Consider the following 23,702-nt stretch of genomic DNA (forward strand, 5'->3'; position numbering starts at 1 on the left):
TTTTATGAGAACTTCATTGACGTGATGGTGACTATCAACGTTGGCGATGGCTGCGCAAAGCGCACCAACCGCCTAAGCTTGCTCAACTTGCCAGCCAAAGGATATGCAATGCTTATTGTCTTCAGTGGCCTTCCGGGTACCGGAAAGACGACGATTGCGAGAGATCTTGTGACCAGGGTCGGCGCCCTGTATCTGCGGATCGATACGATTGAACAGGCGATCCGAGAGGCCGGAGTTCTGGCAGGAGACGTGGGGCGCAGCGGTTACAGGGTCGCTAACGAGCTTGCGCTGAGCAATCTTCGCTTGGGTAACGCGGTCGTTGTTGACGGTGTCAACCCGGTAGACGAAAGCCGAAAGGCGTGGAGTGAAATAGCCACGCGTGCGGGTGTTCCATTGGTGAATATCCAAGTGGTTTGCTCTGATCAGCATGAACATCGACGACGGGTAGAGACCAGAAAGATCGATATTGCAGGGCTGACTCCGCCCACTTGGCAGTCGGTATTGGATCATGATTATGAAGCGTGGGATGAGCCTCCGTTTGAGATAGACACCGCCGTTACATCGCCAGCGGAGGCCGTGGCAACGATCACCCGGCAATTTTTATCCAAGGTGTAGCGTCGGCCAAAGGCAAACAAAGCAAGGTGTAATCGGCAGCGCCTGAACGCGAAGTCACTTGCAGGAGTTGTTCCTCCCAGGAGGTCACTACCTGTGATACCGCTCGGCTGTGCAGGCATTTCAAGCAGAGGACAGCATTGATGACGTTTTGCACCTTGATACTGGATGCGCCCGGCCCACCGTTACTCTTTGAGGAAATCGACCGATTCCTTGAGTACGACCTGGCAATTACCCTGAACCTTCACTACTTCGCCGACCCGGACAGCATCATTGGCCACTACGGTGATCGTCTGCGCTATGCCCACATCAACTGCCACGATAAACCGGCATTGATTGCCGCCATCCAGCAGAACGGCGGCTACAGCGTATTGAAGACCCGCTTGAACATTCCACTCGATGGCGAGCTGATACAGGCCGCCGCGTCCCTGGCCAATCCTTTACGCGCAATCGCGCAGGCGGGGGTAGGGGTCAACCACATAGATCTGCAAGCGGCCAGGCGATCGGGCGTCGCCGTGCTCAATACCCCCGGTTCCAACGCTGTGGCTGTCGCCGAATATGTCCTGGCCCAAACACTGTATTTGTCCCGAGACCTCAATCAATACAACACCGAAACCCACAAAGGCCATTGGTCAAAAGGCAGCCTGGCGCCCACTGCGCAAATCGCCGAGCTGACCCTGGGCTTGGTGGGCACCGGTTGTATTGCCCAAACCGTGGCGCGCAAGGCCCAGGCACTGGGCATGAACGTGATGGCCACCGGCTCCGAGCGTTTCACCGAGCAACGTGCTCGCGACCTTGGCCTGGAACGGCGGGCAACCCTGGAGCAACTATTGGACGAGGCTGACGTGGTGTCCATTCACACCCCGTTAACGCCACAGACCCAGGGCTTGTTCGGCAGCGCCGCTTTTGCGCGAATGCGGCCCGGCTCGATCCTGATCAACACCGCCCGCGGCGGCATCATCGACGAGGATCAACTGGCGAGTTTCATGACCCGGTTTCCGGGACACCTCAAAGCCGTTGCCATCGATACGTTCGCCCGGGAAAAAGATCAGTTCAACTCGCCCTTGGCGGGTATTGCCAACGCGATACTGACGCCGCATATCGCCGGCAACACCCGTGCGGCGATTAGTCAGGCATCAAGGCAAATCGTCGACAAGATCCAGGCCTTCAGCCGCGGCGATATCGTGCAGGACTCAACCCCCGATATTCAGGTGTAACTCACCACTTAACGGCGGCCGTTTTTTGTTCAAGTCGAACAACTAACCTCTGCCGTGCAGCCCTCAACCCTCTTGAGGCCATTGATCTTCTATTTCAAACCACGACGCTTTCGACGATACGCACGTATGCCGCTGCTTTACTGCGTGAAACGGGGTATCGAGCGTACCGATGGCGACCGAAATCCAATCCGCGAACGCGCCATTGGCGTCAGACCAGAACAGCGACGTGCCGCAATTCGAGCAGAACTGCCGGGTGACGCCGGCCGTCGATTGATAGCGCCTCAGCGCATCTACGCGGCTCGCGACGGAAACGGCTGAGCGGGGCGCGCTGGCATATGTCGCGAACGCCGCGCCATGGGCCTTTCGGCATTTGACGCAGTGGCAGTGCGACACGGCTTTCAGTTGCGCCGACACCTCATACGTTACGGCGCCGCAGAGGCAACTTCCTTGATGAAATTCATCCATGTTCATCGGTTACTCAAATAAAAAAGGGAAGGGCAGGTACAGCCCAGCGAGCGTTTCGACGGTGCCTTAATCCTGAGTACGCCTGATCGCATTGGCGAGCGTGGCGGCTTGGCCTCTTAGCAAATCGAATGCCTCATTCAACTCAACATACCCCGGCTTCCAGGCAAATACGCCATCGACCGACTCTTGGCCCAGAACGAGATCATTCAACGAACCCATTCCGCCATAAGCTGACAACAGGTACTCAATCCCACGGTAGTCAGCGTTCACCAGGAGCGTTCTGGCTTTACGCATCCCAGAAGAAAGAAAATCACGGTCGCATCACAGACGCGGTATCGACACCCAGACTCATTACCCCGTGTACTCATTTGGTGTTGTATGTTTTTAACATTTCTTCTGAGCCGTCCCAGTTTGGAGGTGTTTTCCAATCCCTGTTTTTCTTTTTTCCAATTATTACGCCAGTAAGTGTGTTTTTTTCGTCATAAAAAATACGACCGTCCCAGTTGGGGGCGTCAATGAAGCGCATAGATATGATTGCGTCAGGTGCCATGCATGAAAGTGCGCTTATCAGCTCTTCAAGTCCAGGCATTGCTGATGAAGTACTATTTGCAATTTTTTTTTGAATGGTGAGTTCTTCTTTGTACGCATTGCTAGATTTTTTTATAATGTAATCGTTTTTGTAAGTGAAATTTTCTTCAGCTAATTTTTCAATCAGTTGGGCAGATTTCATCCCGTTATCTGTGAGATGAAAATTCTGCTGTAAAAAATCTAATATATTCATGGTTTAAATACCTCGATATCTCCATTGCGAGGACCTTTCATGAGGACTTCTTGCTCTCCCCAACGGTCTTCGGAATACTGCCATGACCACTTATCCCCTTCCTTTGGGGCACCGATTTTGACTCTCAGAATAAGGCCGTCCTCTTTCGCAAACTGCCTAGCGATATCAGGTGATCTTGTCCATGAAGTATAGGGGCTGTCTCCTGAGTGTCCTCCATAATTGTGATCATCAGGGTTTACTACGCCATCAATCTTTCCGGGAGTTACTTTTCCGGAAAATGCGTCAGTTTCCGCAGGATGCCCCTTATGAACGCCGCGGTACAGATATCCTTCCTCTGGAGTGCTTGGGAGGCGAGGAAGATTCTCGTATGTTGTTTCCCGAGACTGGTTTGATTGTTTCTCGTCAGGACCGTCGCAAGGTTCGCAGCTCAGCCCCAACGGATCCACCCACCCCGTAGGGTTAGGCACGTACTGGTAGTTGTTCAACCCGCCTGCAAGCTTTATCGGATCTGGCGTCAGATACCGCCCAGTGCCCGGATTGTAGTAGCGATGCCGGTTGTAATGTAAGCCCGTCTCAGCATCGAAGTATTGACCCTGGAAACGCAACGGGTTGTCGATTTCAGCAACGTCGAGTGCGGCGAGGTTGCCGTAGGCGCGGTATTTCGCCGACCACATGATCTCGCCGCTGTAGTCGTTGAGTTCTTGTGGGGTGCCGAGGTGGTCGAGTTGGTAGTAGAACGGCTCGGCTTTGAGCGGGCCTTCGCCCTCGAGCATCGCCAAGGGCCGGAAGGAGCCCGGCTCGTAGATGTAGCTGCGATAGCGGTTATTGGCGCTTTCGGCGATAAGGCGTTCGCCTTGCCACAGGAACTCTGTGGTGTGGCCGTCGACGGTTTTGGCGATACGGCGGCCGAAGGCGTCGTACTTGTAGCTTGCAACACTGCCGCTGGGGAGGCTGACACCGATGAGGCGGTGTTGGCAGTCTGATTGAAAACTGACCCACCGGGGATCAGCTTTTGATCGGCATCAAAAGAATGAGTGATCTCAGCGTTTTGGATCGACTCGCCACTTTCAAAATCGGCAGTGGTCGAAGTCAGCCAGAACACATGACTACTTCAGACCATCCCTAAACGCCGCTCTCTAATCACTCCATGAACATACAAACTCATCAACGTTTGAGGCAACAAAGAAGGCTTCACCTGAACTCGGATCAAAAATCTCAACCGCAATGGAGGACGTTTTGAAATTCAGGCAAACCAAGTAGCCACCTGCCTCTCTTGCTACAGGGACCATTTCTTGAGGACGCCCAGGAGGTTTTCCTGCCCCTAAGTACCATGAGATGGTATACGGAGTCACATCAGGCGAGAACGAAAAGAATTCGCTTATACAAGTCCCTTTGTCGCCATATGAAAATGAAGATATTTCCGGTATGGCTTCATCAGAGTATTTGACTAGATCCAAAAATGAATTTGGGAAAGCTACTCCAAGTAGTTTTTGTACTTGGGAAATCGTATGGCAATCAACTGAGGATGCTGGATCAATCTCGAACGAATTTCAGTCGAATTTCATATACGGCTCCCGCTCAGTTAATAAATCTGCTCCCCATTTTCTTGGAGACGGTGGGAGCGTGCAAGTTTATGGGAGCCTATCGTTTCGGCGGGGCAATTTCCGAACCTTGTCTAGATGCATTCCCATTCAGCAAGCAAAAAGAGAACGGGGTTATTTTCGTGAGTGTATATAAAATACACCTGTCCTATTTTCTTTATTCTGCTGGCGAAAGGTACCACCTGATAAACTCAAAAAATCCACTCCATTTTGGAGGAATCAGGCCAGATACGAAGTCTTCTTGCTGAGCTAAGTCGAAGTCCCAAACGCCACCACTATTTTTGTCCAGCAAGTAACCTCCCTCACCTTGCAAGGATGTGAAGCCTATGTAATTTTCTGGTAGCTCCCACATGTCGTGAATGAACTCGGTACCCATCAAGATCTGCTCTGTAGGCTCGGATACGTCACAAATGTACTCATCAGATACAGAGCTATTAAAATTAGCAGGTAGGTAATTTATATAAATACTACCGAACTCGCTGTCTGGAGAGACTCCTAGTTTTTCAAGGGCGCTTATAGCCAAGTCCTTGTCGGTTCTATGTATGCTGTCTGGCTGCTTTTCTATCAGGCTAACTAAGTCTTGGGGTATCATTTTTTTACCTCGGTTGCACGATCCCTCCAATATTGAGGAACCTCTTTGTCAAATAGCTCTCTGTCTACAGGTGCGTCAGGGTTTTTATTTCTTCCATAAGGGTGAATTGCTTTGCCTCCCTTGTCTTTCTTCGTCTGAAGGTGAGTCTTTCGGCTCAGTTCGAAGAGGGGGCCTTTACCATTTTGTCTAGAGTGGTGAAGTTGCAATTGCTCCGGCACACCGTCTTTCATCACAAACGGAGACCCGCCTTCCTTAGCTCGTTGATAATTTGACTTTCCTCCTACTTCCATGTCCCAGTCAATGTCTTGCTGGAAGACCTTATATTCATTACCAGTTCCTTTGCCTCGGGCTTTCCATGTTGTCTCTTTTTTAAAGAACTTTGGATTCTTACCGCTTTCAGGCCCCGGGGCATCCGGTGCACCTTCATTAACCTTAGCGTCAGTTTCAGGAGACTCAAGTCTTGATGGAGGCTTACACCCATCCGCTCCCGGACAGTTATCCAACCCCAATGGATCCACCCACCCCGTAGGGTTAGGCACGTACTGGTAGTTGTTCAACCCGCCTGCAAGCTTGATCGGATCCGGCGTCAGATACCGTCCAGTGCCCGGATTGTAGTAGCGATGCCGGTTGTAATGTAAGCCCGTTTCCGCATCGAAGTACTGAGCCTGGAAGCGCAGCGGGTTGTCGATTTCGGCAACGTCCAGGACGGCGAGGTTGCCGTAGGCGCGATATTTCGCCGACCACATGATCTCGCCGCTGTAGTCAGTGAGCTCCTGCGGGGTGCCGAGGTGATCGAGTTGGTAGTAGAACGGCTCAGCTTTGAGTGGGCCTTCGCCGTCGAGCATCGCCAAGGGACGGAAGGAGCCCGGCTCGTAGATGTAGCTGCGATAACGGTTGTCGGCACTTTCGGCGATCAGGCGTTCGTCTTGCCAGAGGAATTCCGTGGTGTGGCCATCGACAGTTTTGGCGATACGGCGGCCGAAGGCGTCGTACTTGTAGCTTGCGATGCTGCCGCCGGGGAGGCTGACGCCGATGAGGCGGTGTTGGCAGTCGTAACGGTATTCGGTGACGAGCTTTTGCCCGGTGCCGCGACGTTCGCTCGCGAGGTTGCCGTAGGCATCGTAATCGTAGTGTCGATCGCCCTGCATCAGCAGGCGGTTGCCTTTGACGTTGGCCAGATTGGCGGTTGGTTGGTCGCCTTGGCCCAAGAGGTTGCCTGCCGGATCGTGGGCGAAGCTTTCCGGAGTGGCGCCTCGAACGTTGATCAAACGGTCGAGCGGGTCGTAGTGATAACTACGATTGCCTTTCCGGCTGTCATTGATGCCGGCGAGGTTGCCGTTTGCATCGTAAGCGTAGCGACGCTGGAACAGGTTGCGATCCTGCTGGCTAACACTGTGGGCTTGGAGGCGACCTTGTTCGTCGTATTGGTATTGGCTGAGCAACAGACCCTGTTGACGCTGCTGTTCGCGACCTGCGCTGAACTGGTGAGTGGTCAGGCGCGAACCGTTGAGGTCGATGCTGCTCAGTTGACCGCCTTGTTGGTGGCGATAATCAAGCTTGCTGCCGTCTGGGAGGCGGCAGTGTTTCAGTTGGCCTACGGTGTCGTACTCGTAACGCAGGGTTCCCCAACCTTGGTGCTCGGTGATCAGGCGGTCTTGCAGGTCGTATTCGTAAGCGAGTGGCCAGTGGCCGTCGTCGACGTTTACAAGGCGGCCAAGGGCGTCGTAGCTGTAGTGAATTTCCTCGCCATCAGCCAGGGTTTTCACCAGCAAGCGGCCAGCGGCATCGCGCTGGTATTCGGTAATCAGTTCGCTACCGTCGTCGCCGAACTCGGTTTTCTTCAACAACTGACCATTAAGGTCGTATTCATACGCGGTACGACGACCATCGAAGCCGGTTTCCTGCTGGATAAGGCCGTTCGGGTAGTAATCGAGGTGGTAGTGCTCGCCACGTTCGTTTTCGATCTCGCTGAGCAGCAGACGTGCGTTGTCGTAGCGATAGCGCAGTTGGCTGCCATCCGGGTTGATGCGGCGGCTGATCAGGTGCAGGTTATCGGCATATTCGTAGCGGGTGACTCGGCCCAGCTCATCGCGCTCGGCGGTGACGCGGCCGTATGGGTTGTAACTGAACGCGCGCGTAGCCCCACCGGGCAGGGTGATTTGCGCGAGCCGGTTAGCCGCATCCCATTGGTATTGGGTGATTGCGCCGCTTTCGTCCTGACGGGTGATCTGCCGACCCAACGCGTCGTAGCGGTACTTGCGCTGACCACCGTCCGGCAGTTGCTCTTCGAGCAGTTGCCCGAGATTGTTCCATCCCAGTTGATGACGGCTGCCATCCGGATGACGGATTTCTAGAAGACGGCCCTGGCGGTCATAGTTGTAGTGGGTCGAATTACCATCAGGGTCGATTTGTTCAGTGATATCGCCTTGGTCATTGCGCCAATATATCCACTTCGCCGGGCCACGATTCACTACACGGACGTAGCCGTGGTAATACTCGTAAGAGGTCGGGGTGTCTTCGGGTGGGATGACCGCGATCAGTCGGCCTGCTTCGTTGTATTGGTATTCGGTGACGGCGCCGAGTGGATCTTTCTCGGCGATCAGGCGGCCTTTGTCGTCGTAGGCCTTGAGGTGCTCCGCACCGTCCGGATCAACCTTGGCGACCAGTCGAGCCTTATCGTCGTGGGTGTAGACCTCTTCGCTGCCGTCAGCATTGGTAACCGTGACGCTGCCTTTGTCATCCCAGGCGTAATGCGCGTCCATCTGCGAGAAGCTAGCCCAGTGATGGATGCATCGCGCCGATTTACCTTCTTTTTCCCATTCCCAATAGAAACTGGCGCCGCCGGCGAGTTGCCGCTCAAGAATGACGTTCTGGTCGTTGTAGGCATAACGCTCGGTTTCGCCGGCGGCGTTTTTGGCTTCGATCAGGCGGTGCTGGGCGTCGTAACTGTAGGTGACCAGAGTCTGGATGGTGCTCCAGGCGTCTTCCAGATTGTCCGCGGGGATGAACTGCTGGTAGTCGATGGCGACGATGTGCTTGCGGTCGTAACGTACGAGGAGGGCCCGCCCGACACCGTTATCGACACGTTTGATTCGCCCGTGGATGTCACGGGTAATGTGCAGACGATTGCCGTAATCGTCACTGATGGCAATCAGCGTCGCGCCTTTGGTGTTGTAGCGGAAGTGGTTAATCTAACCAAAAGGGGATAGATTTATTTTCGTGATTGCGTGGAAAATAAATCTGTCCCCTTTGTTTCTTTCTGAAAGCAATTCTGCGTTCGGCTTTATAACTCCCTCCGCCAGCTCTGCGTTGAGCTTGTGGTGCTTCGTAATGGGGGTTCCTTTCTGCGTAGAGGGGCCAGGAAGGGGGCAGGTTATTTCAAGAGTGGATAAAGATAAACCTGCTTCAATGATTTGTTATTTTCATGCTCGAAATTTAATTATCGGTATATTAAGTTTGTTGAGCGATTGGATGAAGTCATTTAGTGTGGGGTTTTTTGACAGCTTTAGAAAGTCGAGTATCCAGAGTGCGTTTAGTTCGATAAATAAAGGTGTCCAGTCGGGGTCGGACGCTTCAGCCTCTGGTAACTCGAATCCCGATAGCCCATGGCCTTTCCCTGCTGAAAACAACAAGCATTTATGCTCGTAGGAGTACGCGATAAATTTCGGCCAGTCCGAATCGTGAGGGCTGTCTGACGGAATGTCTTTCTTTGCTAAAATAAAATAGTCTTTCATTACTTTTCCGGTAGGACCTCTACTTTGTCAAAGTGAATAACTCTGCTGTTTGTGTGAATCTGTTGTGCACCACCATCGCCATATTCTGGATATGCGTCAGCAAATGGTTCCAGCTTGGTTTTATCTTCGTCACCTTTCCAGAATGGCGTTCGAGCGTCAGGCTTCCCGTCGACGTAGAGTTGCAATGTGTCAAACTCTCCTCTTAGGCGTGCGTCGCTCCAGGAACCTTTACCGTTACTGTCAGGCCCTACCTCAGGCCCTTTAACCTGGAATGCTTTCCTCGCTTCCGAGCCAGTATCAAACTTCTCAAAGCCAGCGTAAGTCACTGGTGCAGATTTCGTTTTCAACGTACCGAGTGCTCTGGTATCGACAGTGCCGTCATCATGTTGATATCGCATGTATCTATACCCTGTAGACGGCATTGTCGAATCGGGGCCAGAAGGGCCGACATAAAAATCTGGCTTGGCTTGCGCAACCTCGGGAACCTTTTGACCTTCGTCCACACTGGCTTTGGCGGCCGGATCTTCCACCACATTCGATGGCGTGCAGTTAGGTCCTCCAGGGCAATTGTCCAACCCCAACGGATCCACCCACCCCGTAGGGTTAGGCACGTATTGATAGTTGTTCAACCCCCAGCCAGCTTGATCGGATCCGGTGTCAAAAACCGTCCAGTGCCCGGATTGTAGTAGCGATGCCGGTTGTAATGTAAGCCCGTTTCCGCATCGAAGTACTGGCCCTGGAAGCGCAGCGGGTTATCAATTTCCGCAACGTCCAGCGTGGCGAGGTTGCCATAGGCGCGGTATTTCGCCGACCACATGATCTCGCCGCTGTAGTCGGTGAGTTCCTGAGGGGTGCCAAGGTGGTCAAGTTGGTAGTAGAACGGCTCAGCTTTGAGCGGGCCTTCGCCATCGAGCATCGCCAAGGGCCGGAAGGAGCCCGGCTCGTAGATGTAGCTGCGATAGCGGTTGTTGGCGCTTTCGGCGATGAGGCGTTCGCCTTGCCACAGGAACTCTGTGGTTTGGCCGTCGACGGTTTTAGCGATACGGCGGCCGAAGGCGTCGTACTTGTAGTTTGCAACACTGCCGCTGGGGAGGCTGACACCGATGAGGCGGTGTTGGCAGTCGTAGCGGTATTCGGTGACGAGCTTTTGCCCGGTGCCGCGGCGCTCACGGCTCAAATTGCCATAGGCGTCGTAGTCGTAGTGGCGGTCACCCTGCATTAGCAGCCGGTTGCCTTTGACGTTGGCCAGGTTTGCACTTGGTTGATCGCCTTGGCCCAGTAAGTTGCCTGCGGGGTCGTGAGCGAAGCTTTCCGGGGTGCTGCCGCGGACGTTGATCAGTCGGTCGAGTGGGTCGTAGTGATAGCTACGATTGCCTTTGCGGCTGTCAGTGATGCCGGCGAGGTTACCGCTGGCATCTAAGCGTAGCGATGCTGGAAGAGGTTGCGATCCTGCTGGCTAACGCTGTGAGCTTGCAGGCGGCCTTGTTCGTCGTATTGGTATTGGCTGAGCAACAGACCTTGTTGGCGCGGCTGTTCGCGACCGGCGCTGTACTGGTGGGTGGCGTAGCCTGGAGACGATTGCGATAACCCTGATGGAAAACGTCTTTCAGGTTGGTGGTGCTGCTGGTCACCGACTCTTCCAGCACTTGCGGCTGTTTGCCTTCGTGGAGGATTTCGGTGAGCAGCCACAGGTCGTTCTACTTAGGCTTAGGGTGCTCGGTCGAAGCCAGGAAATGGCCGTTGACCAATATCGGCTGATCGCTTCTACCTTCAACGAGCTGGAAGTCGCTGCGATGACGTTCGAGGGCGCGTTTGGCCAAGTGTTTGCCGCGTTCGCGGTCGATGAAGCAACCGGGGTAGTCGTAGTCTTTTCCGAAGGCATAGTGTTGAGCTTTGTTGTGCATGCGTAGGGTGGTAATGTTCTGCCCTTGTCGCATTTTATAAGGATATTGCCAGTGCTACGTCAGCTCTTACTTGCCCTGCCAGCTATGATGTTTTTGGTCGGTTGCGAGGCGGAATCCGGTCCTTTGCCAAGCAGCAAGAGCCTTGCGCCAGAGAAAGTTGTCGCCATCGCAGCCACCATTGCGAAGAAATACCCTGATCTTTCCAGCGAACTGCGTGTCAAGGTGCTCAACACTGTTGTGCAGTCCATCGACAATATGGTGTTTGTCGAGGGTGGCCAGTTTGACATGGGCGACTTCGGCTGGATTTGCGAGTACGACGAAAAGGATGTGTGTACTTGGCCTTGTGGGCAAGATCCTGATCAACTGTGTAACATAAGTCCGGACGGTAATGATGATTTCGTACATCCGGTTAAATTGAGTAACTACTATCTATCTAAGTTTCAAACTAGGTTGGGTGACTTTGATTTGTTTTTCATCGCGCAGGACAAGCCGGTGTTTGATATTAAATTTCGAGATAGAAGTGATCTAAAAAGCATGTATGCTTCAAATTTACCCGCTCCCACAAAAAGCTGGCAGGAGGCCAAAGATTACTGCCAATGGGTGGGGCAGTTAAGTGGGCTTCCCGTTGATTTGCCCACTGAAGCTCAATGGGAGTATGCCGCCCGGAATCGAGGCGAGCATGTATTATTCCCTACCGATACCGGCAGTCTAAATTACGGAAAAAACTTTCCTGTAGAGGGAGAAGGGAAGACATTTGCAGTAGACCGTTTTACCCCTAACCCATTAGGTATTTACAACTTGTCAGGTAATGCTACCGACTGGGTTAATGATTGGTACGATAAAGATTATTATCGCAACTCTCCCATAGAGAATCCGCAAGGTCCGGCAACGGGGACAGAGAAAGTAAAGCGTGGCTCTAACTATCCCGAAGCTCCTTTATTTGCTGCTCCCATTGTACGGCGCTGGCCAGATAAACCTATCCAAAAAGCTTATTATCCAGGTACCGGTTTTCGTTGTGCTATTCAGTCAGATAAACCGCTGTAGTCTAAATTAGAAAATAAGGGCGCTGCTGGCGCCCTTATTTCCATTTTTAACTCAAGCCAGTCCGTCAAATAAATTGCTGCGTCGTGCAGCAACTAATACATCTTCTTTGCGCCATGATGGCCCAGGCGTCCATGCCAGCATGCCACTTGAACGTAACGAGGCACTGTTGTTGACGGCTAAGCTTTCGATAAACTTATTGAATTCTCGTTGTTCTTTCCCATCTAGTAAGGCATTGATGCGATTCAGGCTGTCCATTGCTAAAACTTTTTCGCCGCCCTTCGAGCAGTGTTCTAATACCTCGAAGAAGTGCCGCCAACTGTGTAAGTGAGAAAGCAATAGGACTACTGCTTTTTGCTGATCTTCAGCCCAGGTTTCAACAAAGCTCTCAGTGAGTAGGTATACCATCGGCCCAATGGTTTCTGGCGGCAGCATATTGAGTGGGATTTTTTTGTCATTGACATTAATAGCTTGGTTGCTCAGCAAATATTTCGCCAGATTTTGCGCCTCCTGTTTCGTAGCCTCACGTTGTTTCCACCAAAGTCCCATGCTACGAAATCCATCTTCAAATGCTTTGCCCGCCGCTTCTCCAGGATGAGTCGCAATTTTAAATAGACCTTGTGCCATATACTTAAAGGCATCCTGAGTCACTGCAAGCTGGTAGTGAAAATCTGCTTTCGACAACGCATTGCAAAACACATACGCCAGATCCCCAATCTTCTCCAAATCCACCGCCGTACCAAAACCGCCACCAGCGCCTGGACCAAATACCAAGCTGGCTTTGCAGTTAATTTCCAGGCGATCACTTCGAATAACAATACTGAAATCAAAACCTGCGCCAATGCCAAGCGCCACATTTCCTTCAGTCTTGATCTCAATCAAGCTCGCCCAGTCTGTACTGCCACTGTCATTTGCTTGACCCGCCACAATCTTGCCGACGCCTTGTTTCGTCGGATCAAGCCACTTGAGTGTCCCGGTCACAGTACCGCCACCTTGCACGCCGGCAAAAGCGTTGCCCTTCAAACCAACGCTTCCTCCACGTTTTTTGTCCACGGCCATACTTGGTGGGCTGAGCAGCGCCGTCGCGCCTGAGGCTTCCACTTCCTTGGGTTTGTATTGTGCTTTTACGCCTGCCTGGCCCTGTGCCGTCGCACCGACGAAACACGAGAGTTCCACCTTGCCGTCAAGACGGAAGATGCCGATGTCGCTTACCACTTCCTTGCCTTCGGCGTTGCGGTAGGGCATCCGAACTACATATCCACCCTGGTCCGGAAAGAAACTCTTGAGTGCGGCGGAGCCTTCTGCCAACGAAATCGCAGCGCTGCCCTTGACCCCCACCTCGATGTTGCCCTTGCCGGGCTCCCAGCTGTTGATGCCGGCGCTGGCGGTGGCGGCGAAACGGAAGGCGTGGGCTTCGGCGGAGACAGCGTATTTAGCGGAGTCTGCCTGGTTCGACGTCCAGGAACATTCTTTATGCAGCGCATTGAGCAGGTTGTCGTCCTTGCTCGTCCAGCTTGTGAATTTGGCTTCCAGAGCGCCCAGAGGGCTGGTTTTACGGCTTTCGTTGACGGCGGACTTAATGTCCTTGAACAGCTCTTTTGCCAGGTTTTTGTCGAGTGGTTTGCCTTGCATTACCTTCGTGCTGACTTTGACCTTCCAGTCGAGCTGTTCGCGGTAGGCCATTGGAATGTAGTGACGACGGCTTGGGTCACTGAACGAAATGACCTCGATCACGGTAATTCCCGTTTTTATTTGGCGACCTTTCTGGCTTTCGGTGGTTTTTCCTTTGCCATGCTTGATGTCTGGCGCAGCGCTATTCGCGCTGGTGGAACTGTCGCCGGCCTCGGCCTTTCCTTGCGCTGCGATCTTAGTCCGCAGTGATTCGATCTGGGCATTCAGTTCTATTAGCTTTTTGGTTTGCAGTTGCTTCCAGTTGCTCTCCAGATAGTTGCCCCCAAGAGAAAATGGCGGAGTATAGCGTTGGTACCAGTCACGAGCTTCTTGCACCGTTGCCAACTGTCCCTGGAAATCCTCTTTGCGAGTGAGCGTGGTAGCCGCTTTTTCCGGCGGTGGCTCTGATCGTTGCAACAGTCCTGCACCTTCGGCTTTGGCGTTCCAGGCGTCTTTGACACAACGCGAGCACAAGCAGTTGGCCTGAGGATTTGTCGCTTTGGTGCACTTGCTGGCTTCGGTGGCTTTGGCCAGGTTCTGGTGCAGTTCGTCCATGAGTTTCTTGACGAGGTCAGTCTGTGTTTTGAGTGCTTTGGACTCTTTTTCCGTGAGGACATAAAAGGTGTCTTCGCCGGTGATATGCACCACGTCCACCAATTCGTCCTTGCATTGGACTTCGCCTTTGACGCTAGTCGTGCTTTGGTTGTCCGCGTGCTTGGGCGGCGGCAACACTTTAGCGTCTGGCAACTGCAGCACCCAACCGGCTTTGATGTGGTTGGGGTCAGTGATACTAGGGTTAAGTGCGCGCAGATCCGCCACGGAGCATTTGTTGGCGCTGGCAATATTGCCGAGGGTGTCGCCGCTTTTGACGGTATAGGTATTGCTCATTGCTCATCGTCCTTGTGATTCAGAGGCTTTCCAGCTGAGTCAATTTTTCACCTTGGGCCACGTCGTTACGAGCCAGGAGTTCTGCATCCCGGGCGTTTGCCCAGAAGGAGTCCCCACGGCTTACGGCGAGGCGCAGCCAGCGCTCCTGATCTGCCATCTGTTGGTAACCCGCCTCTTGTCCAGCCAGTAACTGACGGTACACAAACTCAACGGTGTCCTCGGCAGGCAACACTTCGCGATAGTCCTCGGCAAAACGTGCTGCGATAACCTTCAATCGACCTTGCTCAATCAACGCTTGGCGCTCTGGGCTGAGGTACAACCAAGCAGGCGGTTGCAGTTCGGACGGGGCACTTTTGGGGGACTTGGCGTAATACCGCCAGCCCATTTCGTTACGCCAGGCCATGCCGGTGAATGGTCCGATAAACTGCCCACGTTCAGTCTCATTCAGGCTACGTAGCAGAGGCTCCAGCCAGCGCGGATCGAAAAACCGCATCATCTGTTGCGGCGCATCATCGGTGCGCACAGTTAGCAGACTACGCCAGTTATCAATGCCGATATCCAAGGCTTGCTCGTTGTTCAGCCAGGCCACACACCCAGCGTCGGACTGTTCAAGCAAGGTACTCGCGTATTCCGTCGAATCGCCTTTCTTAGGGACCACAACTACATAAGGTCCTGTAGGTTGGAGTTCTGCATACGGGGTACTGAGAAACAGTGGGATGCACTGAGGACGGGACAGTTCGTCACCTTGAAAAAGATGCGTCAGCAAGTCCGAATCAAAACTGCTATCCAGAATCAGACACATTGTGCCCGCTGCCGCAGGTTGCTCGAACGGCGAGAGAATGGAGTCGATCATGCTGTTTTACCCGGCTGGTGAATGGGGCAATGGCCGGAGGCGTCGAGGTGGCACGAAGGTGTTGGCAGTAACACCCCTGTTTTTGCTTGCGCTTTGTATGATGCGAGTGAAGGTGCAACGACCTGCCCAGCCTTGTCCGCATCCGCCTGTTTCAAAACCCCCGGCATCAACGGCGCAGCCTCCGTCCCATTCCCCGGGCTCCCTCCGGAGTTCATGTTGATCAGCGGCCCGCTCAAGGTCACACCGCCGCCGTCGATCTTGATAAAGCTACCGCCACCAATCAGGGTCAATTCACTGCCGGCTTCCAGCACCACTTTAAGGCCACTGCTCAGGTGAATTTCCTGGCCCGCTTCAATGAACTGCCCGGTACCCACCTTGATGTGCTGGTTCACACCGACGGTGAGGTGGTCGTTGGCGCGGGTTTCGACTTTGCGGTCGGCGTAGACGGTGTGGTGTTCTTCAGCCTTGAATTCGCTGTAGCTGTTTTGCTCGACGGTGTCGTGGCGCTCGTTGCCGACGCGGATTTTCTGGTCGTGCTCGACGTTCTCATCCCAGTCCCGCTGGGCATGCAGGAAGATCTGTTCCTGACCCTTTTTATCCTCGATGCGCAGTTCGTTGTAGCCGCCACCACCGGGGGAGCTCAGGGTCTTGAAGGTGCTGCGGGTTTTGTTCGCCGGCAGTTCGTACGGGACGGCGTTTTCCTTGTGGTACAGGCAGCCGCTGATCAGGGGTTGATCCGGGTCGCCTTCAAGGAAGGTCACCAGCACTTCCATGCCGATCCGCGGGATGGCGATGCCGCCGTAGTGGGCGCCGGCCCAGGCGGAGGAGACGCGTAGCCAGCAGCTGGTCTTGTCGTCGGCCTGGCCTTCGCGGTCCCAGTGGAACTGCACTTTGACGCGGCCGTATTGGTCGCAGTGGATCTCTTCGCCTTTGGGCCCGGTGACCACGGCGCTCTGGCTGCCGAGGATCCGTGGTTTCTTTTGCGTCAGCGCGGGGCGATTGGGCACGTCCCACGGGGTGGCCTGGAAACGGTTGCGATAGCCCTGATGGAAATCGTCTTTGAGGTTGGTGGTACTGCTGGTGACCGACTCTTCCAGCACTTGCGGCTGTTTGCCTTCATGGAGGATTTCGGTCAGCAGCCACAGGTCGTTCCATTTGGCTTTCGGGTGCTCGGTCAGGGCCAGGAAGTGGCCGCTGACGAGGATCGGCTGATCGCTTCGGCCTTCGGCGAGCTGGAAGTCGCTGCGGTGACGTTCGAGGGCGCGTTTGGTCAGGTGCTTGCCGCGCTCGCGGTCGATGAAGCGACCGGGGTAGTCGTAGTCTTCGAGGTCGGGCAGGGCGTCGCCACGGTTTTCCGCTTCGAGGGTCAGGCGCGGTTTTTCGAAGTCGTAGTCGCGGCGGGTGGTGCGGCTGGTGCGGGTTTCCAGGCGCAGGTCGAAGCGCTTGATCACCGGGTTGGTGGCGACCATGCCGGAGTCTTGCTGGTAGGCCACTGGCGCGAGTTTCGGGAACACCGTCTGGTCATCGCCGAACACCAGTTTGTGGGCCGTGGCGCTGTGCTGGAAGTGGTAGTGGATACCTTCTTCCTCGCACAGGCGCTGGATGAACTGCAGGTCCGATTCATCGTATTGAACGCAGTAGATGCGCTCGGGATAAATCGCCCCGACGTTGAATGCGTAGGCGTTGCTTTGGATGCCGTGCTCTTCGAGGACCATACCGACGATTTTCGGCACGCTGAGGTTCTGGAAGATGCGTTGGTTGATGCGGTGCGCCAGGTAGGACAGTTGCGGGCGCAGGGTCACCGCGTAGCGGGTCAGGCGTTTGCCGGAATCACCCTGGGCGGCGCGATAGATCTGTCCATGAATGCCGCTGCCGTCAGGCGAGAGCTGCAAGAAGGCCGGTTTGTGCAGCAGCGTTTCGAGGTCCAGGGACGGCTGCTCACTGACCAGCTCCACCTCAAACACAAAAGGCTGGCTGATGGCTTCCCGACCTTGCAGGGCAAGCACCTGGAAATCGTTATCCAGACCTTCGATAGTCAGGGCAAAGTGAGTCTGATTGGCCGGCGCGAACATCCCTTGTTCCTCGTGCAGTGCAGCGGCGTTCGCCAAGACCTGAATCAGGAATCAGCAGACGCAAAATTCTGAAAGGGCGTAAACAACATCGACCAGCAGAGCTGGCCGATGCGTGAAGCGGTCAGCCGCAATTAAGCGACTGGCTGACGCCAGTCATCGGAACCCGAAGTACCGGATACTTCGTGGGTCCAGGTGATTTTGCGGTAGGTGAACTGCACTTCTTCCAGGTGCGTGAAGTGCGAGTTCGACGGGTCCTGGCAGTTGTGCATTTTGTTGTTGATGGCGACGATGATCGCGTCTTCCAGTTTGGTGGTGTAGTAGTGCTCTTGGGTACCCTGAGCAGAAGTACGGAACCACTGGATAACGATTTCGCTCATGCGCTCGCCGGAAGTCAGGGCCGCTTGCAGCAATGGCGAAGACTTGTCGTAGACCTTGGTGATCACCACTGGTTTGTGTACGCGCTGACCGGTCGGTTGGCCGGACTGCGGGTCACGCGGGATGATGACGTCGTGGTTGAAAGCCTGAACCATGACCTGGTCTTCGTGACCTTCCTGGTAGGTGTTGCCAACCGAGTCGGCGGTGAAGGCGCCGGCAGTGATCAGACCTTGTTTTTCGCCAGTGACGGACATGTACGCTGGTGTAGCCATGAATGTGCTCCTTGCTAAAAGTTAGGGTGCCCGGAGGCGAAATCGCCCGGTGGGTGCCTAACACTTATCAAGGTCCGTGCCAGAAAAGTTGAGGGCCAGGTAAACCGGGGGGATGGCCGAGGTTTTTCAATCGCTTGGGTGAGTTTCAAGGGAAATCACCGCATAAAGTGCGCAAGAAGTTGCGCAGTACTGCGCAACTTCTTGCGCACTCGGCTACAGGCCACGGCGGGCTTGACGCTTAGCGATATTGGAGGGGTTTTGAAAAATAAGTGCGCAACTTCTTGCGCATCAAGGCCATGCGCCATCATTCAGAGGCTGGCGCCGAGCTGCTCGACGAATTGCGCGATGGTGGTTTGGTTGCGCCGGTAATAGGTCCACGGCCCGATCCGTTGCGAGGTCACCAGGTTGGCTCGTTGCAGCGCGGTGAGGTACAGCGACACCGTGGACTGCGACAGGCCGACCTTTTCCTGAATGATGCTGACACACACGCCGATCTCTTCCGGGTCGCGCTCCTGGGTCGGAAAGTGCACGCGCGGGTCCTTCAGCCACAGCATGATTTGCAGGCGTGTGGGGTTGGAAAGGGCTTTGATGATGTCGTTCAGATCAAGGGTCATGGTCGAGCCTGGGAGCCTGTTTACTGCGTCGAAATAAGCCGAAACCCTGAGGCCGGCAGATCGGCGCCTTGAGTCAAAGGCCCGATCTGCCGCGCAGTTTACAGGCTCGGCCGGTAGCGCGGGTAATCGCTGTAACCGGCGGCGGTTCCACCGTAGAGGCTGGAGGCATCCAGTTCATTGAGTGGCCATTGATTCAACAGGCGCGCCGGCAGGTCCGGGTTGGCGATAAACCAGCGACCGAAACCGATCAGGTCGCCCCAATTGGCGTTCAGCACCTTGTTTGCGCGCTCGCTCGAGTACTTGCCGGCATACATCAACAACCCGCTGAACGCTTCACGCACGGCTTGGCGAAAGGTGATTGGCAGTTCCGGAGCGTTGTCCCAGTCGGCTTCGGCCAGGGACACGTAGGCAATACCGATCTGTTCCATCAGTCTGACGGCTTCCAGGTAAGTTTCGTGCGGGTTCTCTTCTACCAGTCCGAGGTAGACCCGCGCTTCATCGGTGCTGGCAAACAGCGGCGCAAACCGTACGCCGACCCGATCCTTGCCAACCACCTCTGCCACGGCTTCGGTGATTTCCCGCAGAAAACGCAGGCGATTGCTCAGCGAGCCGCCGTATTCGTCGGTGCGCTGGTTGCTGTGGGCGGAGATGAACTGATTGACCAGATAACCATTGGCGCAGTGCAACTCGACGCCGTCGAAACCGGCTTCCACGGCATTGCGCGCCGCTTGGGCGTAAAGCTGAACGAGCTCTTTGACCTGTTCAGTGCTCAAGGCCTGCGGCATGGACGGTTCGGCCAGCGCGCCAGTGCCGGGCCGGTTTCGATAAACACGCTGACCGCCGTCGCCGGCAGGGCCGAGGGCGCGACCGGCGCCGCGCCACCTGGTTGCAGCGAGGTGTGAGAGACCCGCCCGACATGCCACAACTGGGCAAAAATCGGCTTATCTTCAAGGTGCACCGCGTCGGTCACCTGTTTCCAGCCGTCGATCTGTTCCTGGCTGTGAATGCCCGGCGTCCAGGCGTAACCCTGGCCGCGCGGTTCGATCTGAATGCCTTCGGTGATGAGCAAGCCGGCGCTGCTGCGCTGACGGTAGTACTCCGCCATCAGGGCGTTGGGAATGTTGCCGGGCTGAGTGCTGCGCGAGCGGGTCAGCGGCGGCAGTACCAGACGGTTTTGCAGGGTGAACGGGCCGAGGTGGATGGGCGTGAAGAGGGGGGAACCGGTCATCGGTAAGTCCTGTAAAGCGGAATGAGTGCGTTCGTGCGCCGTCAGCCGTGGCTGAGCAGGCTGCGCTGTGAACACCTATATATAAATATCACGATATTGCGATATATCAATATGCGAGTTCAAAACGGTCCCGTATGATCCGGTCACTCAGTGAAACGAACCACGCAACCGGGTGGTCAATGACTCAGTACCCACGCGCCGATGAGCGTCCGACTATTCCTGAAATCAAGTGAGAACGACATGAAAGTCCTGATGGTTCTAACGTCCCACGATCAATTGGGAGACACCGGTAAGAAAACCGGCTTCTGGCTGGAAGAATTCGCCGCGCCGTATTACACGTTCAAGGACGCCGGTGCCCAGTTGACCCTGGCCTCGCCCAAGGGTGGCCAGCCACCGCTGGACCCGAAAAGCGACGAGCCAGACGCGCAAACTGCTGCCACCGAACGCTTTCGCAAGGACTCGGCGGCGCAATCCGCACTGGCGTCTACCGTGCTGCTGAGCAGCGTCAAGGCTGAAGATTTCGATGCTGTGTTCTATCCGGGTGGCCATGGCCCGCTGTGGGATCTGGCGCAAGACAAACACTCTATCGCGCTGATCGAGGCGTTTTACCAGGCCGGCAAGCCGGTTGCTACGGTCTGCCACGCGCCGGGTGTGTTGCGTCAGGTCAAGGACGCGCAAGGTCAGCCGTTGGTCAAAGGCAAGCGTGTGACCGGGTTCAGCAACAGTGAAGAAGAAGCGGTGCAGTTGACCGATGTGGTGCCGTTTCTGGTCGAGGATATGTTGAAGGCCAACGGTGGGATTTATACCAAAGCCGAAGATTGGGCCAGCTATGTGACCACCGATGGGTTGTTGCTGAGCGGGCAGAATCCGGCGTCTTCCGAGGCGACGGCTAAGGCGCTGTTGGCGAAGTTGGCGTAAACACCAACCCCCGGCCCGAACACAACCCTTGTAGCAGCTGGCGCAGCCTGCGTTCGGCTGCGCAGCAGCCGTAAAACCAGCAAACGCGGTTAACCTGACAAACCGCACCGTCTGACTTTACGACTGCTGCGCAGCCGAACGCAGGCTGCGCCAGCTGCTACAAGTGACTTTCAGGCAGCAATACCCAGCGCGCAATAACACCCATCAATCGAGCGCTGCTGCGTCTCGGCATACAACCCCAACTCATCAATGGTCGAGCGCCCTAGCGCTTGCTCGAACGCCTGTTGATTCGAATGCACGCCATAGTGGGTTTGCGCCGCATCCCCCAGGTTCGACTGGAAAATCCCCGCCGCACTCACCGGCAAAAAGTCCTCGTACACCAGCGGCTCAACCCTTACATATCCGTCGCTGAGCAAGTCGTCCAGCGATCTCCCGCCAAGTCCATCTGCCGCCAGGCCTTTTTCCGTCACGAAGTAGCGAAAGTACGCCAGTTCCTGTTGGCGCATGCCTTCGATCGTGTCAGGGAATTCGCCAAAATGCTGCGCCATCAACGCGTTGTAGCGTGCGGCATTGGCCTCGTTCGGGAAGTCCTTCAATTCATCCCGGGCAGCGTTGAGCAAACGATCATAAAGCGCCCGACCTTTAGGTGTGAGCGCCGCGCCCCGTTGCTCGATTTCACCGAAGCGAGCGCTGTGGCTGCCGCGTGTCTCGTCTTGATCGGTAAAGGCAATCGGCTCATCCAGCGCCTTGAAACTGGTCTGGCGCAGCAGGATCGGGCACTGTCGGCGCGGTGGGCCTTCGATCACTGCTTTGGGGGTGATGCCATGGGCCGGCATTTGCGCCTGGACGATGTCGATGTCCAGGGTGCGCGGCGTCAGGTGATTGATGTGCGGGCCTTTGAACGCCACCACGTCCGCGATCAGTCGATGCTGGGCGCTGAGTTGCCGGTATTGCGCGGCGGTGACGGTGGCGCTGTGGTGCCAGCGGAAGGTTTCCAGCGCCTGTTCGACAAACTCCCAGGCTTGTTGTTCTTCAAGCCCGCCCTGGGCTTCGGCCTGTTCGATCAACGCCAGCGCGGCTGCAGTGAAGATCTTGCGTTTATCCAGCACCGACTGGGCGAAGGCGCGCAACTCCAGGTCTTCAATCAGCTCCAGGCGCAGCAGCGAGGTAAACACCCGAAACGGGCTGACCTGCAACGCCGCTTCATGCACCGCGCGAAACGCTGTGGAATGCACCGGCACACCTGCCGGGGTCAGGTCGTAGTAACCCACCGGTTGCATGCCCATCACCGCGAACAGTCGGGCGAGGGTCGCCAGTTCAGCGGCGCTGCCGACGCGAATCGCGCCGTGGCGTTCGAGGTCCAGACGCCGGATTTCACCGGTGCTTTCCAATTGCCGGGCGATCTGCGGGTCGCTGTCCAGCACGTGGCGGTTGGTCTGCTCCACCAGTTCCATCAGCGCCCCGTACAGCGGCACTTCTTCGCGGTACATGTCGGACATCGCTTTGGAGAAGCGTTGGCGGATCAGGTCGGGGCTGACGAAGCTCGGGTGGCTCATGAAAAAATTCCTGGCGCGGTGACAGAGAGGATGGGGGAAAAGATCGCAGCCTTCTGCGGCGCCGACAAACGAAGATTCCTACGGACTTCATTCTCCCAGCGACTGGTCCACCAGTTCGATCCAGTGCCTGACCGGTGTTCGCCCGGCGCTGGCGAGGTGGCTTTGGCAGCCGATGTTGGAAGTGACGATCAGGTCGGGGCGGCCGCTTTCCAGGGCGGTGAGCCTGTTATCGCGCAGTTGCCGGGCCAGTTCCGGCTGGGTCAGGGAATAGGTGCCGGCAGAACCACAACATAAATGACTGTCCGGCACGGCGGTGAGGTTGAAGCCCAGCCGGGACAGCACCGCTTCTACCGCGCCGCCGAGTTTCTGTGCGTGCTGCAAGGTGCACGGGCAATGAAAGGCTATGCGCCTATCCGTCGCGGCGCACACCCGTTCCAGTGGTTCATTGGCCAGCACTTGCACCAGATCCAGCGCCAGTTCACTGACCCGCAGGGCCTTGGCTGCGTAAACCGGATCGCCCTCCAGCAAATGCCCGTAGTCCTTGATGAACGCGCCGCAACCGCTGGCGGTTTGCACGATGGCTTCGGCGCCATTTTCCAGATGCGGCCACCACGCGTCGATGTTGTGCCGTGCGCGCTCCAGCCCTTTGGCTTGACCGCCGAGGTGATAATCCAGCGCACCGCAGCAGCCGGCCTCAGGCGCCGGAATGACGCTGATCCCAAGGCGATCCAGCACTCGCGCCGCCGCGGCATTGGTGTTGGGTGACAGGCCGGGTTGCACGCAGCCTTCGAGCATCAACACGCGCCGCGCATGCCGGGGGCAGGGCGCACGCCGGTGGCGGGCAGGTCGTGGGGCAGCTTCGCTTCAACATCCCGTGACAACACCGCTCGGAATGTCGCGCCGATCTGCAGCAACGATTTGAACAGGTTCGGGTTCGGCGCCAATGCCCGCAACCCCTCGCGCAACAACCGTTGACCGGTCGGACGCGGCACCGCCTGGTCGACCACGGCCCGACCGATGTCCAGCAGGTTGTGATAATCGACCCCGGACGGGCAGGTGGTTTCGCAGTTGCGGCATGACAGGCAACGGTCCAGGTGCAATTGGGTCCGGGCGGTGGCGGGGGCGCCTTCGAGCACTTGTTTGATCAGGTAAATCCGCCCGCGCGGGCCGTCGAGTTCATCGCCCAGCAGTTGATAGGTCGGGCAGGTGGCGTTGCAGAAGCCGCAATGTACGCAGGTGCGCAGGATCTTTTCTGCTTCGGCGGCTCGCGGTAATTTCCGGGACTGTTCGCTCAGGGTGGTTTGCATG

17 protein-coding genes and 6 pseudogenes are annotated in these 23,702 nt (G+C 55.8%); 4 read left to right on the top strand and 19 right to left on the bottom strand.

Going from position 1 to position 23,702, the window contains the following annotated elements; all coding sequences use genetic code 11:
* Positions 1–108 precede the first annotated feature (108 nt).
* Entirely contained in the window at positions 109–615 is a 507-nt protein-coding gene (locus JFV26_RS13805; RefSeq protein WP_201193302.1) for an AAA family ATPase, read from the top strand.
* A 140-nt stretch (positions 616–755) separates the two neighbouring features.
* Positions 756–1,829, top strand: a complete 1,074-nt coding sequence (locus JFV26_RS13810) for an NAD(P)-dependent oxidoreductase (protein ID WP_201193173.1) — start codon at positions 756–758, stop codon at positions 1,827–1,829.
* A 63-nt stretch (positions 1,830–1,892) separates the two neighbouring features.
* On the opposite strand, the gene JFV26_RS13815 is transcribed toward JFV26_RS13810, so the two are convergent.
* From JFV26_RS13815 to JFV26_RS13860, 11 genes and pseudogenes are all read right to left on the bottom strand, one after another.
* A complete protein-coding gene (locus JFV26_RS13815; protein WP_201193304.1) occupies positions 1,893–2,294 on the bottom strand; it encodes a GFA family protein in 402 nt (133 codons plus the stop codon).
* Positions 2,295–2,360: 66 nt separating this feature from the next.
* The gene (locus JFV26_RS13820; protein ID WP_446739925.1) at positions 2,361–2,588 is read right to left on the bottom strand and encodes a DUF6966 domain-containing protein; all 228 of its coding nucleotides are present in this window, start codon (positions 2,586–2,588) and stop codon (positions 2,361–2,363) included.
* Positions 2,589–2,658: 70 nt separating this feature from the next.
* The gene (locus JFV26_RS13825; RefSeq protein ID WP_201193177.1) at positions 2,659–3,075 is read right to left on the bottom strand and encodes a hypothetical protein; all 417 of its coding nucleotides are present in this window, start codon (positions 3,073–3,075) and stop codon (positions 2,659–2,661) included.
* 415 nt (positions 3,076–3,490) lie between these two features.
* Positions 3,491–4,064 (bottom strand): annotated as a pseudogene (locus JFV26_RS13830) (RHS repeat domain-containing protein); the annotation flags it as partial.
* A gap of 147 nt (positions 4,065–4,211) precedes the next feature.
* Positions 4,212–4,613, bottom strand: coding sequence for an SMI1/KNR4 family protein (locus JFV26_RS34860; protein WP_201193306.1), 402 nt, complete (start codon positions 4,611–4,613; stop codon positions 4,212–4,214).
* 220 nt (positions 4,614–4,833) lie between these two features.
* The gene (locus JFV26_RS13840; protein ID WP_201193179.1) at positions 4,834–5,268 is read right to left on the bottom strand and encodes an SMI1/KNR4 family protein; all 435 of its coding nucleotides are present in this window, start codon (positions 5,266–5,268) and stop codon (positions 4,834–4,836) included.
* Positions 5,265–5,558 carry an HNH/ENDO VII family nuclease gene (locus tag JFV26_RS34865; RefSeq protein ID WP_446739927.1) on the bottom strand — a complete coding sequence of 98 codons (294 nt, stop codon included), beginning with the start codon at positions 5,556–5,558 and terminating at the stop codon, positions 5,265–5,267. Before JFV26_RS34865 ends, JFV26_RS13840 begins: the two co-directional genes overlap by 4 nt.
* 174 nt (positions 5,559–5,732) lie before the next feature.
* Positions 5,733–8,453 (bottom strand): annotated as a pseudogene (locus JFV26_RS13845) (RHS repeat-associated core domain-containing protein); the annotation flags it as partial.
* Positions 8,454–8,690: 237 nt separating this feature from the next.
* Positions 8,691–9,002, bottom strand: a complete 312-nt coding sequence (locus JFV26_RS13850) for a hypothetical protein (RefSeq protein ID WP_201193181.1) — start codon at positions 9,000–9,002, stop codon at positions 8,691–8,693.
* A gap of 557 nt (positions 9,003–9,559) precedes the next feature.
* A pseudogene (locus JFV26_RS13855) lies at positions 9,560–10,562 on the bottom strand (RHS repeat domain-containing protein); the annotation flags it as partial.
* A pseudogene (locus tag JFV26_RS13860) lies at positions 10,562–10,939 on the bottom strand (contractile injection system protein, VgrG/Pvc8 family); the annotation flags it as partial. The pseudogenes JFV26_RS13860 and JFV26_RS13855, both read right to left, overlap by 1 nt.
* A gap of 18 nt (positions 10,940–10,957) precedes the next feature.
* Between JFV26_RS13860 and JFV26_RS13865 the strand changes: the two are divergent.
* The gene (locus JFV26_RS13865) at positions 10,958–11,950 is read left to right on the top strand and encodes a formylglycine-generating enzyme family protein (protein WP_342215453.1); all 993 of its coding nucleotides are present in this window, start codon (positions 10,958–10,960) and stop codon (positions 11,948–11,950) included.
* 51 nt (positions 11,951–12,001) lie between these two features.
* On the opposite strand, the gene JFV26_RS13870 is transcribed toward JFV26_RS13865, so the two are convergent.
* The 6 genes and pseudogenes from JFV26_RS13870 to JFV26_RS13895 all read right to left on the bottom strand — a co-directional run bounded on the left by JFV26_RS13870 (position 12,002) and on the right by JFV26_RS13895 (position 19,920).
* The gene (locus tag JFV26_RS13870) at positions 12,002–14,506 is read right to left on the bottom strand and encodes a LysM peptidoglycan-binding domain-containing protein (RefSeq protein WP_201193183.1); all 2,505 of its coding nucleotides are present in this window, start codon (positions 14,504–14,506) and stop codon (positions 12,002–12,004) included.
* A gap of 19 nt (positions 14,507–14,525) precedes the next feature.
* Entirely contained in the window at positions 14,526–15,359 is an 834-nt protein-coding gene (locus JFV26_RS13875; protein ID WP_201193185.1) for a DUF4123 domain-containing protein, read from the bottom strand.
* Positions 15,356–17,431, bottom strand: a complete 2,076-nt coding sequence (tssI, locus tag JFV26_RS13880) for a type VI secretion system Vgr family protein (RefSeq protein WP_201193187.1) — start codon at positions 17,429–17,431, stop codon at positions 15,356–15,358. Before tssI ends, JFV26_RS13875 begins: the two co-directional genes overlap by 4 nt.
* 131 nt (positions 17,432–17,562) lie before the next feature.
* Entirely contained in the window at positions 17,563–18,078 is a 516-nt protein-coding gene (locus tag JFV26_RS13885) for an Hcp family type VI secretion system effector (protein ID WP_017338154.1), read from the bottom strand.
* A gap of 308 nt (positions 18,079–18,386) precedes the next feature.
* On the bottom strand, positions 18,387–18,692 hold the full coding sequence (locus JFV26_RS13890; protein WP_201193188.1) for an ArsR/SmtB family transcription factor: 306 nt from the start codon (positions 18,690–18,692) through the stop codon (positions 18,387–18,389).
* A 98-nt stretch (positions 18,693–18,790) separates the two neighbouring features.
* A pseudogene (locus JFV26_RS13895) lies at positions 18,791–19,920 on the bottom strand (alkene reductase).
* A gap of 240 nt (positions 19,921–20,160) precedes the next feature.
* Here JFV26_RS13895 and JFV26_RS13900 point away from each other — a divergent pair.
* Positions 20,161–20,838 carry a type 1 glutamine amidotransferase domain-containing protein gene (locus tag JFV26_RS13900; RefSeq protein ID WP_201193190.1) on the top strand — a complete coding sequence of 226 codons (678 nt, stop codon included), beginning with the start codon at positions 20,161–20,163 and terminating at the stop codon, positions 20,836–20,838.
* 170 nt (positions 20,839–21,008) lie between these two features.
* On the opposite strand, the gene hglS is transcribed toward JFV26_RS13900, so the two are convergent.
* A complete protein-coding gene (gene hglS / locus JFV26_RS13905) occupies positions 21,009–22,394 on the bottom strand; it encodes a 2-oxoadipate dioxygenase/decarboxylase HglS (protein WP_201193192.1) in 1,386 nt (461 codons plus the stop codon).
* Between the two features lie 87 nt (positions 22,395–22,481).
* Positions 22,482–23,701, bottom strand: a pseudogene (gene glcF / locus JFV26_RS13910) (glycolate oxidase subunit GlcF).
* Position 23,702: the final 1 nt, after the last annotated feature.

The organism is Pseudomonas sp. TH31 (genome assembly GCF_016650815.1).
In the GTDB taxonomy this organism is placed as follows: domain Bacteria; phylum Pseudomonadota; class Gammaproteobacteria; order Pseudomonadales; family Pseudomonadaceae; genus Aquipseudomonas.